General features: G+C 69.0%; 11 protein-coding genes. 6 read left to right on the plus strand and 5 right to left on the minus strand.

Translation table 11 applies throughout. The features are described from left to right. Positions 1-124 precede the first annotated feature (124 nt). Positions 125-1,138: a 4-hydroxy-3-methylbut-2-enyl diphosphate reductase gene (locus ACZ3HL_RS09430; RefSeq protein WP_465411119.1), complete on the plus strand. Its 1,014-nt coding sequence runs from the start codon at positions 125-127 to the stop codon at positions 1,136-1,138. An 88-nt stretch (positions 1,139-1,226) separates the two neighbouring features. Here the strand turns inward: ACZ3HL_RS09430 and ACZ3HL_RS09435 are convergent, their stop codons facing one another. Both ACZ3HL_RS09435 and rmuC read right to left on the minus strand, forming a co-directional pair. Beyond that, entirely contained in the window at positions 1,227-2,120 is an 894-nt protein-coding gene (locus ACZ3HL_RS09435) for a DUF6542 domain-containing protein (protein ID WP_465411120.1), read from the minus strand. Positions 2,121-2,572: 452 nt separating this feature from the next. After that, positions 2,573-3,487, minus strand: a complete 915-nt coding sequence (gene rmuC / locus ACZ3HL_RS09440; RefSeq protein ID WP_016337155.1) for a DNA recombination protein RmuC — start codon at positions 3,485-3,487, stop codon at positions 2,573-2,575. 179 nt (positions 3,488-3,666) lie between these two features. On the opposite strand from rmuC, the gene ACZ3HL_RS09445 reads away from it, so the two are divergent. After that, positions 3,667-4,818, plus strand: coding sequence for an exonuclease SbcCD subunit D (locus ACZ3HL_RS09445; protein ID WP_465411121.1), 1,152 nt, complete (start codon positions 3,667-3,669; stop codon positions 4,816-4,818). After that, positions 4,815-7,766, plus strand: a complete 2,952-nt coding sequence (locus ACZ3HL_RS09450; protein WP_465529895.1) for an AAA family ATPase — start codon at positions 4,815-4,817, stop codon at positions 7,764-7,766. The genes ACZ3HL_RS09445 and ACZ3HL_RS09450 overlap by 4 nt, the downstream gene beginning before the upstream one ends. A 67-nt stretch (positions 7,767-7,833) precedes the next feature. Here ACZ3HL_RS09450 and ACZ3HL_RS09455 read toward each other — a convergent pair whose 3' ends face one another. After that, on the minus strand, positions 7,834-8,334 hold the full coding sequence (locus tag ACZ3HL_RS09455; protein WP_465529897.1) for a methylated-DNA--[protein]-cysteine S-methyltransferase: 501 nt from the start codon (positions 8,332-8,334) through the stop codon (positions 7,834-7,836). Next, the gene (locus ACZ3HL_RS09460) at positions 8,334-9,791 is read right to left on the minus strand and encodes a DNA-3-methyladenine glycosylase 2 family protein (RefSeq protein WP_465529899.1); all 1,458 of its coding nucleotides are present in this window, start codon (positions 9,789-9,791) and stop codon (positions 8,334-8,336) included. The genes ACZ3HL_RS09455 and ACZ3HL_RS09460 overlap by 1 nt, the downstream gene beginning before the upstream one ends. A 105-nt stretch (positions 9,792-9,896) precedes the next feature. On the opposite strand from ACZ3HL_RS09460, the gene ychF reads away from it, so the two are divergent. The 3 genes from ychF (at position 9,897) to ACZ3HL_RS09475 (ending at position 12,284) form a co-directional block, all read left to right on the plus strand. Next, positions 9,897-10,979 (plus strand): redox-regulated ATPase YchF, encoded by a 1,083-nt coding sequence (gene ychF / locus ACZ3HL_RS09465; RefSeq protein WP_465411125.1) that lies wholly within the window; start codon positions 9,897-9,899, stop codon positions 10,977-10,979. A gap of 172 nt (positions 10,980-11,151) precedes the next feature. After that, entirely contained in the window at positions 11,152-11,625 is a 474-nt protein-coding gene (locus ACZ3HL_RS09470) for a hypothetical protein (RefSeq protein WP_465529901.1), read from the plus strand. Further along, positions 11,622-12,284 (plus strand): hypothetical protein, encoded by a 663-nt coding sequence (locus ACZ3HL_RS09475; RefSeq protein ID WP_465529903.1) that lies wholly within the window; start codon positions 11,622-11,624, stop codon positions 12,282-12,284. The genes ACZ3HL_RS09470 and ACZ3HL_RS09475 overlap by 4 nt, the downstream gene beginning before the upstream one ends. 239 nt (positions 12,285-12,523) lie before the next feature. On the opposite strand, the gene ACZ3HL_RS09480 is transcribed toward ACZ3HL_RS09475, so the two are convergent. After that, positions 12,524-13,216, minus strand: coding sequence for a M48 family metallopeptidase (locus tag ACZ3HL_RS09480; protein ID WP_465530034.1), 693 nt, complete (start codon positions 13,214-13,216; stop codon positions 12,524-12,526). Positions 13,217-13,266 lie beyond the last annotated feature (50 nt).

Here is a 13,266-nt window from a genome sequence, read left to right on the forward strand (position 1 = left end):
CCTGCCCAACCGAACGGGTGTGTCGGCTCACCGGACGTGACTCCCCGCACATCCTATGGAGGGGTTCCCTGGTCACCTGAACGTGAGTGCGAGGAGCCCCCGGGGCAGCCCGTACCCTGGGGGCATGACTTCTGCGAGTCCCGGAATCACGCCCGCCGGCAGTCCGACGATCACCGAGTCCGGTGTGCCGGCAGGTGGCAAACGTGTCCTGCTCGCCAAGCCACGCGGCTACTGCGCCGGTGTCGACCGTGCGGTCATCGCCGTCGAAAAGGCACTCGAGCTCTACGGCGCACCCGTGTACGTGCGCAAGGAGATCGTGCACAACCGGCATGTGGTCGACACCCTGCGCGAGCGCGGCGTGATCTTCGTCGACGAGACCTCCGAGGTGCCGGAAGGCGCGCTGGTGGTGTTCTCCGCGCACGGCGTCTCGCCCGCGGTGCACGCCGAGGCCGCCGAGCGCAACCTGCGGACCATCGACGCGACCTGCCCGCTGGTGACGAAGGTGCACAAGGAAGTCAACCGGTTCGCGAAGGACGACTACGACATCCTGCTGATCGGTCACGAGGGCCACGAAGAGGTCGAAGGCACGGCCGGCGAGGCTCCCGACAAGGTGCAGCTCGTCGACACCGCCGAGGACGTCGACAAGGTCGAGATCCGCGACCCGTCGAAGGTCATCTGGCTGTCGCAGACCACCCTTTCGGTCGACGAGACCATGGAGCGCGTCGATCAGCTGCGGGACAAGTTCCCCGGCTTGGCCGACCCGCCCAGTGACGACATCTGCTACGCCACCACGAACCGCCAGGTCGCGGTCAAGGCCATGGCCGCCGAGTGCGACCTGGTGCTGGTGGTCGGTTCGCAGAACTCGTCCAACTCGAAGCGGCTGGTCGAGGTCGCGCTGAAGGCGGGGGCGCGCGCGTCGCACCTGGTCGACTTCGCGCACGAGGTCGACGAAGCCTGGCTCGAAGGCGTCGAGACCGTCGGTGTCACCAGTGGTGCTTCGGTGCCGGAGGTGCTGGTCATGGACCTGCTGGCGTGGCTGGCCGAGCGCGGCTGGGACAGCGTCGACGAGGTCACCACCGCCAACGAGAAGATCGCGTTCGCGCTGCCGCACGAGCTGCGCAAGGCCGCGAAGGCCTGACGTTCCTTACGAGAAAGGGCCGTCCGAGGAGTTCCTCGGGCGGCCCTTTCTGCTGGTCAGCGGCTCAGGTGGGAGCAAAGGTCCCTTGCTACCGCTCGTCGTCCCACGGCCGGCGGCGAGGCGGCTGCCCTCCGCGGCGCGGATCGTCCGCACGCGGCGGGCGGCGGCGCGGGGCACCGGGGGCGCCTTCGCCGCGGGGGTCGCGACGCCGCGGTTCGCCGGCTTCCGGCGGACGCGGACGCCGGGGCTGACGTCCCGGCGGCGGCGGTTTGCGGGCGCCGGGTTCGGCGTCACGGCGGGGACGCCGCTCGTCGTCGACCGGCGGCCGGCGGCGGGGCGGCGCACCGTCACGCGGCGCGCTGTCTCGCGGAGCTCCGCGACGGGAAGGCGGGGGCGGGGTCTGGCCGGTCCGGGACGCGGGGCGGCCACGGCCCGGCGCGGCGGCCGCGGCGGGCCGGGCGGCGGGCTTGCCCTCGTCGCGACGTTCCGGTTTGGTACCCGGCTTCACCTTGACCGGAGCGTCGGGATCGCGCTCGCGGTAGATCCGGAAGACGCCGATCGCCAAGGTGACACCGGTGGTGATGGCCATCGTCGGGAAGCCGTTGATCAGCGGCGTGCCGACGTCGAAGGCTCTCGACAGCAGATCCGTGCCCTTGCTGCCGTCCGAGGTCAGGAGGATGACCCCCGGGACGGTCACGGCGAGGACCAGGGGCGGCTGCACCATCGGGCCGAACAGCCCGCGGCGCTGGACGGCCACCACGGCGGCCACCGCGCCGAGTGCGTAGCAGGCCTTGAACAGCAGGCCCAGGTCCTTCTGCATCATCATGTCGACGAAGGCGCCAAGGATGGCGAGCCCGAAGCCCACCAGGACGGCCGCCCACCAGGGCAGCCCGCGCCTGGCGCCGACGAGCGGACGCTCGTCCCAGGCAACGGGGACGTCGTCGGCATCAGGATCGCTCTGGCGATCGCGAATCGCGGTCACAGGTCCCACCGTATATCCAAGCTGCGGGCATACCGCCAACAGGCGGTGTGTCTATCGCCTGGTAGTGGTCATTCCGGACCACCCGGACGGACTGCCCGGGTGCTTTCCTGACGTACTACGAGTGAGTGACCGAGAAGGTTGCCGTCCGGGCCGAAAGGGAGCTGGCGATTCCGGAAGTCGCAGTAGAGAGGTGCGGCTCGTGAGTGGTCAGGACGGTTCTAACCGTCCTCACCACTCACGAGGCCGGGCCACTGCGGGATCGCGCGTTTGCCGGGTCTGGCTACAGGACGTGCTTGGTGGGCGCTCGAGGGTCACCGCGGGACTGTGTGGGTTTCTAGTCGTCCAACGCACCAAAATCCACACAGTGGGGCGTCGCATGGCCGCTGACCTGCCCCCTGGCGCTTGCCGGCTCCTTGCGTGCCGCGACACGTCAGTTACCCCCCTCAAACCACTCACGAGGCCGGGAGTTCGTCCGCCTTCCTGATCAGCGGGACCGGCGCCGGGCTGCCCGCGGCATCGGTCAGCGGCGAGACCGTGCTCCGGAAGCTCTCGAGCGCCTCCAGTTCCCGCCGCCGGGCCGAGATGAAGCGCTGCAGGTGGGTGCTCGACAGGTTCAGCGCGTCGACCGCGTTGCCCGCGGCCCGGTGCGCGGCCGCGGCACCCGCCCGGACCTGCTCGACGTCCTCGACCAGCGCCCGTTCGGTCGCGGCGAACAGCGCGGCGGACGCCAGCACGGCGAACCCCGTCGGCCCGCAGAGGAAGACCCGCCGGTCCAGCATCCAGCGCAGCAGCTCCGGGTCGGTGTCCAGCGCGGCGACCACGGCCGCGTCGGACGGGACGAACATGATCGTCCCGTAGATCGCGTCGGCCCAGCGCTGGTAGCCCTTGCCCGCCAGCTCGGCCGCCCGCGACCGGAGCTGCCGGACGTGGACCCGCAGCGCGTCCAGCCGTTCTTCGGGGTCGTCGGTCTCGACGGCCTCGGCCCAGCAGGCCATGCTCGCCTTGGCGTCCACCGGCACGGTCCGGCCGCCGCCGACCCGCAGCACCATGTCCGGTTTCGCGGCGCCGCCGCCCGCCAGGTCCGTTTGCAGCGTGAAGTGCAGCTCCTCGCGGAGCCCCAGCGCGCGAGCGGTCTCCAGGAGCACCTGCTCGCCCAGCTCCCCCCGGCCGCTGATCGAGGCGAACGCGACCTCGTACCGGCGCAACGCGAGCTGCTGCTGATCGGCCTTCGCCCGCTCGGCCGCGACCTGTTTCGCCGCCGCGTCCGCCCTCCGCATGCCGTCGTTGTACAGCCGCCACAGCAGTGCCACGGCCGCGAGCAGCAGCAACGCGAGCACGACGGCCGCGGTGGTGATCACCGTCGCCACCGGTACCTCCCCTCCGGATCCGAGTCGGAGGACATCATGGCGGAACCCACCGACAAAAACGGAACCACGCGGTCGCGCTCCGTATCTGACCTGCGCCGTCCCCGGCGTGTCGGAAAGCGCAGTGCCGCCAAGGGCGCGCCTCCCCTCTCCGGCCGGTGCGCGGCCCTACCTTGGGCTGCGTGAAGCTCCTGCACACGTCCGACTGGCATATCGGCCGTACCTTCCACGGCGCCGATCTGCTCGCCGAGCAGGAAACCGTGCTCGGCCATCTCGCCGATCTCGTGGCCGCCGAGTCGGTCGACGTCGTGCTCGTTTCCGGGGACATCTACGACCGCGCGGTGCCTTCGGCGGAGGCCGTTCGCGTGGCCACCACGGCGCTGGGCCGGATCCGCCAGGCCGGGGCGGAACTGGTGATGACGCCGGGCAACCACGATTCCGCGCCGCGGCTGGGCGCCTTCGCCGAATTCGCCGCGGCCGGCGGGCTGCACCTGCGCGCCACGATCGACGGGCTCGCCGAGCCGGTGCTGCTGTCCGACGAGCACGGCGAAGTCGCCCTCTACGGGATCCCGTACCTCGAACCGGAGCCCGCGCGTCACGCCCTCGGCGTGCCCGAGGCCCGCGGCCACACGGGCGTCCTCACCGAAGCGATGCGGCGGATTCGCGAGGATCTCGCCGGGCGGCCGGCCGGAACGCGGTCGGTGGTGCTCGCGCACGCCTTCGTGACCGGCGGCGAGCCGACCGAATCCGAGCGGACCATCGCGGTCGGCGGCGTCGAGCAGGTGCCGGGTTCGGTGTTCGACGGCGTCGATTACGTCGCGCTCGGCCACCTGCACGGACCGCAGACGCTCGCCGAGCACCTGCGCTATTCCGGAAGCCCGCTGGCGTATTCGTTTTCCGAGACGCGCCAGCGGAAATCGGTTTGGCTGGTGGAGCTCGGCGCCGACGGGCTCGCCGAGGTCCGGCGCCACGAGCTTCCGGTGCCGCGCCAGCTCGCGATGCTGCGCGGCGAGCTGGCGGATCTCCTGTCGGATCCGGAGCACGACGGCCTCACCGAACACTTCCTCTCCTTCACGGTCACCGACCGGGTCCGTCCGATCGACGCCATGCGCAAGCTGCGTGAGCGGTTCCCGTACGCGGTGCACATGGACTGGCAGCCGGAAGGCGGGCACGACGGGGCCACGCTGAAGTACGCCGAAGCCGTCCGCGGGCGATCCGACGTCGAGATCACCCGGAGTTTCCTGGAGGACTGCCGGGGTTCCGCGCCATCAGAGCGCGAGGAGCGGCTGGTGCTGGCGGCGCTGGGCGCGGCGGGCAGGGAGCGCGAAGTATGAGGTTGCACCGGTTGGAGGTCGCCGCTTTCGGTCCGTATGCGGGCCGCGAGGTGGTGGACTTCGACGCGCTCGGCGCCGACGGGCTGTTCCTGCTCCACGGTGACACCGGCGCGGGGAAGACGACGCTGCTCGACGCGATCGCGTTCGCGTTGTTCGGCACCGTCCCCGGCGCGCGCGGCGAGGTCAAACGGCTGCGCTGCGACCTCGCCGAGCCCGACCAGGTCACCGAGGTCGTCCTCGAGCTGACCGTGCAGGGCCAGCGGATGCGGATCGCGCGCAACCCCGAGTACCAGCGGCCGAAGCGCCGTGGCGAGGGAATGACCCTCCAGCAGGCGAAGGCGGTGCTGAGCTGGGTCGGCACGGTCCCCGCCGGGCACGTGGCCGAGGGCATCACGCGGATCGACGAGGTCGCGCGCACGGTCGAGCGGCTCATCGGGATGACGCACGAGCAGTTCTTCCAGGTGGTCCTCCTGCCGCAGGGCGAATTCGCGCGGTTCCTGCGCGCGAACACGGCCGAACGCGAGGAGCTGCTGGAGCGGCTGTTCGGCACCGAGCGCTTCTCCGATGTCGAGAACTGGTTCGCGAATCTGCGTGCCGAGCGTGGCCGCGAGTTGCACGCGCGGCAGCAGACGTTGCGGGAGTGGATCGCGCGGTTCGCGCAGGTGGCGGGGCAGGAAGCGCCCGAGGAGGGGCAGGCGGACTGGGCCGGGGAGGTGCTTGCCGAGTCGGCACGGCGCGTCGCCGAAGCACAGGAGCGCGACACTAAGGCTCGCACGGCGGCCAAGAAGGCTGAAGCGGTCTGGCAGGAGAACCGGTCCATCGCCGAACGGATCCGCCGGGTGCGCACCGCCTACACGCGGCTGTCGGTGATCGCCGAGCAGGCGGGCCAGCGTGCGGAGTGGGCGGAAGAGGTCGAGGCGGCACATCGCGCGGCGGGTGTCGTCGCGGAGGCGGATCTCCTTGAGCGCAGGCTCGATCAGCTCGCGGAAGCCGAAGCCGCCGAGGCGCTCCGGGCTCAGGAAGTGCCGGACGCGGCGGAAAGCCCGGCCGCTGAGCTTCGCGCTCGCGCCGGCGGGTTACGGGAAGAAGCGGGTGCGCTCGCCGAGCTCGTGGCCGAAAGCGAGCAGCAGCAACGGGATCTGATCCGCCGCGATCAGCTGAATGCGGCCGCCGAGAAGGCGAAGAAACAGGCTGAGGACTTCGCCGCCGAGCTGGGCGCGGCGCCGGAGCAGGTCGCGGCTTTGCGTGTCGAAGCGGCCGCTGCCGCCGAAGCCGAAGCGAAGCTCGACGGTGCCCGCGCTCGCGTCGACGAGCTGACCGCGCTGGCTCGCGACGCCGAAGAGCTGCCCAAGGTACGGCAGGCCGTCGAGCGGGCACGCGCGGCGGTCAGCGAGGCCGTGGACGGCCATCAGCAGGCCCGTCAGCACCGGCTGGATCTGCGGGAACGGCGTCTCGAAGGAATGGCGGCGGAGCTCGCCGCCGGTCTCCGGCCGGGCGAGGACTGCCCGGTCTGCGGGTCGGCGGAGCATCCGTCGCCGGCGATGCACACTGGCGGCTTGGTCGATCCGGCGGACGAACGCCGCGCCGAAGCCGCGGAGCAGCAGGCGCACGTGCGGCGCGAGAAGACGACGGCCGCGTTGCAGGAAGCCGAAAACCGCCTGACCGTCCTGATCGGGCGGTTGGGCGAGCACACCGCCGAGACCCTGCGGGCCGGGCTCGCCGAAGCGCGCGACCTGGTCGCCACGCTCTCGGAGTCGGCTCGTCGAAAGCCCGTCCTCGAGACGCGGCTCCTCGAACTGGAACGGAAGATCGAGCGGCTGACCGAACAGAGTGGGGCGGCCGAACGCCGCGCGGTCGAGGTCGCGACCGAGGTGCGCGGGCTGACCGAGCGGCTGGCCGAGCGCGAGCGCCGGTTGGAGACCGCGCGCGGCGAGTTCGCCGACGTCGCCGCACGACGGCGTCATCTGCTCGGCTTCGCGACCCGCCTCGACGCGCTCGCCGAAGCGCGGCTGAACGTCGCGGGTGCCCGAGAACGGCGTGACGAGCAGGCGAAACTGGTCAAGGAGGCGTTGCGGGCCAAGGGGTTCGCCGATCTCGACGAGATGCGCGCGGCGGCGCGGCCGGACGAGCAGATCACGAAACTGGAAGCCAGTCTCGCCGACGCGAAAGTGATGGAGCGGGCCGCCCGCGAGGAGCTCGCGCAGCCCGAGTTGTTCGGTATCTCGCCGGAGGACGAGATCGACGTCGGAGCTTCGGCGGACGCGGCGCAGGAGACACGAGCCGAGGCCGAGCAGGCTTTCGCGGCACTGAAGACGGCGAAGACGCGGCACACGGACCTGACCGGGCTGGCCGAGCGGATGACGTCCCTGATGGCGGAGCTGGCGCCGGTCGAAGAGGGGTACCTCGAACTGAAGGCGCTGGCCGAGGTGGTCAACGGTCGCGGGCAGAACGCGCGGAAGATGTCGCTGCGCTCTTATGTGCTGGCCGCGAGGCTGGAGGAGGTCGCGGTCGCGGCGACCGCACGGTTGCGGACGATGAGCCAGGGCCGCTACTCCTTCGTGCATTCCGACGCGGCCGGGGCGCGGGGTACCCGTGGTGGGCTCGGCCTCGACGTGCTCGACGACTACTCCGGCACCATCAGGCCGGCGAAGACCCTTTCGGGTGGCGAGTCCTTCCTCGCGTCGCTCTCGCTTGCCCTGGGACTCGCGGACGTCGTCGCGGCCGAGACCGGCGGAGCACTGCTGGACACGCTGTTCATCGACGAGGGCTTCGGCACGCTGGACGCCGAGACGCTCGACATCGTCATGAACATCCTCGACGAGCTTCGCGCCGGTGGGCGCGTGGTGGGGCTGGTGTCGCACGTGGAGGAACTGCGGCAGCGGATCCCGACGCGGCTGCGGATCCGGAAATCGCGTACGGGGTCTTCGGTGGAGATCCACGCCGTCTGACAAGACCGCGATGGGCCTCGTGAGTGGTAAGGACGGTTAGAACCGTCCTTACCACTCACGAGGCGGTTCAGGCGGCTTCGTGCGTCAGCAGCCACTGCTTCGCCGGGACACCCCACCGGAAGTTCCCCACGCCGCCGCCCGTCCGCACCACCCGGTGGCACGGCACGAACAACGCCGCCGCGTTCTTGGCGCATGCCGACGCGGCTGCCCGCACCGCCGCCGGATTCCCAGCGAGCGCCGCGTACTCCGCGTAGCTGACCGGTTCGCCCGCGGGGACCTTCCGCAGGATTTCCCAAGCGTGCTCCCGGAAAGCACCGGACCGCTGCCGCACCTCGATGTCGGCGACCGCGTCCAGGTCGCCGTCGTGATAGCGGCGGATCGCGGTGCTCACCGGGCCGAGGTCCCGTCGCTGCTTGACTTCGCCGGGCGCCAGCGACGGCGAGATCAGCGGTGTCAGCTCGCCGACGTCGCCGGTCCAGCCCGAGGCGAGTACGGCCCCGTCGCCCGCCACCACGGCGGTGAACGGACCGATCCTGGTGGCCATTGTGGACCAATACGCGATGCTCATCATTCTCCCTTTTCGGCGCGCCACAGGTACATGCCGGCGTACGAGGACCAGGGCTGCCAGGCCCGTCCGCGTTCGGCCAGCGTCGTTTCGTCGTCCGCGATGCCCAGCGCGGCCGCTCCCCGGCGCAGCGCCGGATCACCGGTCAGCAGGACGTCCGGCGTGCCCAGCACGCGCATCAGGACGTAGTCCGCGGTCCCGGGGCCGATCCCCGGGACGTCCAGCAGTTCCGCCCGCAGCTCCCCGGGATCGCGGCCGACGTGGACCGCCAGCCCGTCCGCCAGCGCGCGGGCCACCCCGGCCACGTGGTCCGGTCCGTGTTCGGCGACCTGGGCCGCCGTCGGGAACAGCGTGGTCAGCCCGTCCAGCGACTCGTCGCAGCTGGGCAGGCGTTCGCCGAGTTCGTCGGCGATGGCGGCCGTCTCGGCCGGCGACAAGAGTGCGCGCAGCACGAGCTCGTCACCGTCGACGGTGCCGGGCACCCGGATCCCGGGGATCGCCTCGACCAGCGGTGCGAGGGCGGGATCGGCCCCGAGGACCCGCGCGACCGCCTCCGGGTCGGCGTCGAGGTCGAGCAGCCGCCGTACCCTGGCCACCGCGCTGCTCAGGTCGCGCAGGTCGGCGAGCCGCAGGTCGCACAGGACGTGGTCGTCCTTCGCGGTCAGCCACACGACGCCGGTGCCGTGCGCGAGCCGTAGCGTGCGCCCGTATCCGGTCACTCCGGAATCGTCGCGTGTCACGTGCTCGACACCGGGTGCGGCTTGTCCGGCCAGGAAGTTCAGCACGCCGGCCGCGTCGAACGGCTTGCGGAACGGCAGCCGCAGGCTCAACCGGGTCCCGGTCGGCAACTCCTCGTTCTTACGACGGCGCAGGCTCGCGGCGCGAAGCTGCGAAGGCGTCGTCGCGAAGACCTCCCGGATCGTCTCGTTGAACTGGCGGACGCTGGAGAAGCCCGCCGCGAACGCGACGTCGGTCAGCGGGAGCCCGGACATCTCGATCAGCAGCCGCGCCGAATGCGCCCGGTGGGCCCTCGCCAGCGCCAGCGGTCCGGCACCGAGCTCCGCGGTGAGGACGCGGCCGAGCTGCCGTTCGGAATAGCCGAGCCGCCGCGCGAGCCCCGGGACGCCGTCGCGTTCGACGGTCCCGTCCGAGATGAGCCGCATCGCCCGTGCGGCGAGGTCGGCCCGGATGTCCCAGTCGGGCGAGCCGGGGACGGCGTCGGGCAGGCAGCGACGGCAGGCGCGGAAGCCGTTGGACTGCGCGGCCGCCGACGTCGGGTAGAAGCGGACGTTCTGCTGCTTCGGCGTCGATGCGGGACAGGACGGTCGGCAGTAGATCCCGGTGGTGGCGACGGCCATGATGAACTGGCCGTCGAACCGGGAATCACGGGCGGCGACGGCGCGGTAACACCGTTCGGTGTCGCGCCACACGGCTCGTTCGGCCAGGGTCTGCTCGGTCATGACATCGATCGTGCCACCAGGTCGGAGGCGCGGCTGGCGGAAATCCGACACGGCGATCAAGGCCTCGGCGGATGGGGCGGCGGGCGGCACGTAGACTTCTGGCCCGTGAGTCTCACCCTCGGCATCGTCGGCCTGCCCAACGTCGGCAAGTCCACCCTGTTCAACGCGCTGACCCGCAACGACGTGCTCGCGGCGAACTACCCGTTCGCGACGATCGAGCCCAACGTCGGTGTCGTCCCGCTGCCGGATCCGCGGCTGGACCAGCTCGCCGAGGTCTTCGGCTCCGAGCGGACCGTGCCCGCCGTCGTATCCTTTGTGGACATCGCGGGCATCGTGAAGGGGGCCTCCGAGGGGGCAGGCCTCGGCAACAAGTTCCTCGCGAACATCCGCGAGGCCAACGCGATCTGCCAGGTCGTCCGGGTCTTCGACGACCCGGACGTGATCCACGTCGACGACCGGGTCGATCCGGGCAGCGACATCGAGACGATCAACACCGAGCTGATCCTCGCCGACCTGCAGACCCTGGAGAAGGCGCTGCCGCGGCTGGAGAAGGAAGCGCGGACCAAGAAGGAGAACAAGCCCGCGCTCGACAACGCGGTCAAGGCCAAGGAGATCCTCGACGCCGGCCGGACGCTGTTCCAGGCACAGAAGGAGGTCGACTTCGAGGCGCTGCGCGAGCTGAGCCTGCTCACCACGAAGCCGTTCCTCTACGTCTTCAACGCCGACGAAGGCATCCTCACCGACGACTCGCGCCGCGAAGAGCTGGCCAAGCTGGTCGCCCCGGCCGACGCGGTGTTCCTCGACGCCAAGGTCGAAGCCGAACTGCTCGAATTGGACGACGAGGAGTCCGTGCGCGAGCTGCTGGAGTCCGTCGGCCAGCACGAGCCGGGTCTCTACTCGCTGGCGCGCGCCGGTTTCCACACCCTCGGCCTCCAGACGTACCTGACCGCCGGCCCCAAGGAATCGCGCGCCTGGACGATCCCGCAGGGCGCGACCGCCCCGCAGGCCGCGGGCGTCATCCACACCGACTTCGAGCGCGGCTTCATCAAGGCCGAGGTCGTGTCCTTCGCCGATTTGATGGAGCACGGCTCCATGGCCGCCGCCCGCTCCGCGGGCAAGGTGCGCATGGAGGGCAAGGACTACGTCATGTCCGACGGGGACGTGGTGGAGTTCCGCTTCAACGTCTAGCGAAGCTAGGGGTTCGATCAGCGCACCACCTGAGTAGGTAGTCGGGCATCCCCGACGTTTGGTCAGGTTGTGCCGGGGTTGGCCTTGATGGGGGTGCTTCCCCGAGTTTCGGGCTGTGGTTCGATCGGTGTATGTGATCGTGGCTACAGCTCTGACTTCGGGGAGGATAGGCATGGCTGCTGAGGACGACGAGTACGTGCGCCTAATGGCGTTGCTAGTTCGCGAGTTTCCTGAATTGGCTGCCCAGTTGAACGACGAATATCGTCAGGGGCGGGCCGTTTCCGGGAAAGGGCTCCAGCGGGAGAGAGGGTATGAGGAAAGAGTCAGCCGGCTGAAAGCAAGCGAGTTTTCGCCCTTGGGTAAGACCGATGTTGCGCCAATCCCCTATAGTGCGGGCGAGGGTCTCGACCTGATTCGGCGGGCTCTCCTGACACTTGCGGCAACCATGTATACATCTCGAGAAGCGATCTCGAACCTGATTGACTCGTTTGAGATGGCCTCTGAAATTGAATTCATTGACCCAATTTCGGAAACCGTATCCCGACTCGACGTGCGCATTGAAACAGAGCGGGTAAAGCAGGCTTACGACAGGGTGGTCGAGTTGCTTGGCGGTGCGGAGCGTGCTCATTCGGAGAAGCGCTTATGAATCGCAATGATCTTATCAATCATATTGAGGCTGCAATAGGGATTCTTCGCAGCAACTATCGAACTGACGCTGACGAATCTGATCTATATGAAGCGTCGTTGTGGGGATTGTGCGTGGAAGCTGCAGAGGCTGCAGGAGGCGACGTGATTCTGACCGACAATGGTTGGGATCCTGCGGTTGGCCTTAGATTTCGGAGAAGTCCGGGCAACCTTTGGGTTGGTGGATTTACTCATGGAATCGTGGCGTTCGATAACACGCAAAAGCAGCTTGAGATTCATTTGGGTGTATACGTGACGTCGGGTCGATCCCATGTTCCGCACGAGTGCGACGTTGCCATTCTTGATCGTCAGGAATGTGAAAGAAGTCGACGGGCGGGTGTGCATCCGCGAAGCAATTCACTTGTGGCGGCAATTGAGGCAAAAAACTACAGTGCTTCTCCTTCGCTGGGGATTGGGCGCGGTTTTTTGGGTTTGGCTCAGGAGCTTGGGCAAATAAAATGCTCACTGGCGTTCCCGTCGTCAAGCTCGGTAAATCTTTCTGCGCTTATGGCGAAGCCGCCTAGTGAAAGTTATGAGGAGCTTTTACCGGGAGGAGACGTCGCCGCGCGCCTAGGCTCGCGTCTCAATCAAGCAATGCGGAACTGGAGGGCGGGTATCTAACTTGGATTTGTCGCCACTCTTCTAGAGAAGCTCCACTTCGGCGTCTGATTGAAGCTTCAATACTTGTTTCAATAGAACAGAATCCTGAGAAGGGCTCGCCCTCGCAGGCGAGCCCATTCTGCGTGGCTGGTAGGAGCATTTCGGAATCCAGGAAGACTTGGCGGAGACCGTAGATCGCAGGCCTCGGACCGCTATCACCCGTGTCTCGCACGCTGCATCTGTTGGGGTAAAGAGCCAGGTCAGACGGCTCCTCGCCACAGGTATGCCTCAGCCTCTGCGAAGCGGCGCTCCAACGACTCGAGGTCTCCAAGCACCATGCGCATCCGGCGCCGGAACGCCGCACCGTGAGCCGAGACCCTCAGATGTGTCAGCTCATGGACGAGGACCAAGTCCACCAAGCTTGCCGGCAACTGCATCAGCGCCCAATGCAGAGCGATGGAACCGTCTGGCCCGCAGGCCCCCCAGTTTTCTCCGAGATCCCGAACAGTCACTTTGCCTGGGGGGACGCCTGTGCGCTCGGCCAAGGGTGCCGCGCGGGAGGCCACCCATCGCTTGCCGCGAGCGGCGTACCACTCGGCGATCAGGCGAGCGCCCTGCTGCGGTGATCCAGTGGCCGGTAGCTCCAGCCAGCCTTGGTGCAATCGCACCCGTCCACCGGGCTCGGCGGGCACTACCTTCAACCGATGGTGACGACCGAGATAGGCGAAGCTCGCCCCGCTCACCAATTCCTTGACTGGCTCTCCTCCGCCGCGTCTACGTCGCTCGACCTCGTCGGTGAGGCGGGGCAATCGGGAACGCACAGCCTCGACGACGGCCTGAGGATCAGCGTCCGGCGGTACCGCGAAGAGCAGGCCGCCGTTTTCCTGGATCTCGATCCCCAGCGTCCGGCGCCGCGGCCGTACGACGACTTGCCACGTCCACTCCCTTGGCATGGGAAGTGACTCGAGGGCGGACTGGACGGTGAGGCTCACCCGGCATTCGT

The sequence above is a fragment of the Amycolatopsis sp. NPDC000009 genome, from assembly GCF_055563465.1.

Coding starts and splice junctions, on each gene's coding strand:
- ACZ3HL_RS09430 (WP_465411119.1), top strand. CDS start 125: ATGACTTCTGCGAGTCCCGGAATCACGCCCGCCGGCAGTCCGACGATC.
- ACZ3HL_RS09450 (WP_465529895.1), top strand. CDS start 4,815: ATGAGGTTGCACCGGTTGGAGGTCGCCGCTTTCGGTCCGTATGCGGGC.
- ACZ3HL_RS09455 (WP_465529897.1), bottom strand. CDS start 8,334: ATGAGCATCGCGTATTGGTCCACAATGGCCACCAGGATCGGTCCGTTC.
- ACZ3HL_RS09460 (WP_465529899.1), bottom strand. CDS start 9,791: ATGACCGAGCAGACCCTGGCCGAACGAGCCGTGTGGCGCGACACCGAA.
- ACZ3HL_RS09470 (WP_465529901.1), top strand. CDS start 11,152: ATGGCTGCTGAGGACGACGAGTACGTGCGCCTAATGGCGTTGCTAGTT.
- ACZ3HL_RS09475 (WP_465529903.1), top strand. CDS start 11,622: ATGAATCGCAATGATCTTATCAATCATATTGAGGCTGCAATAGGGATT.
- ACZ3HL_RS09480 (WP_465530034.1), bottom strand. CDS start 13,216: ATGCCAAGGGAGTGGACGTGGCAAGTCGTCGTACGGCCGCGGCGCCGG.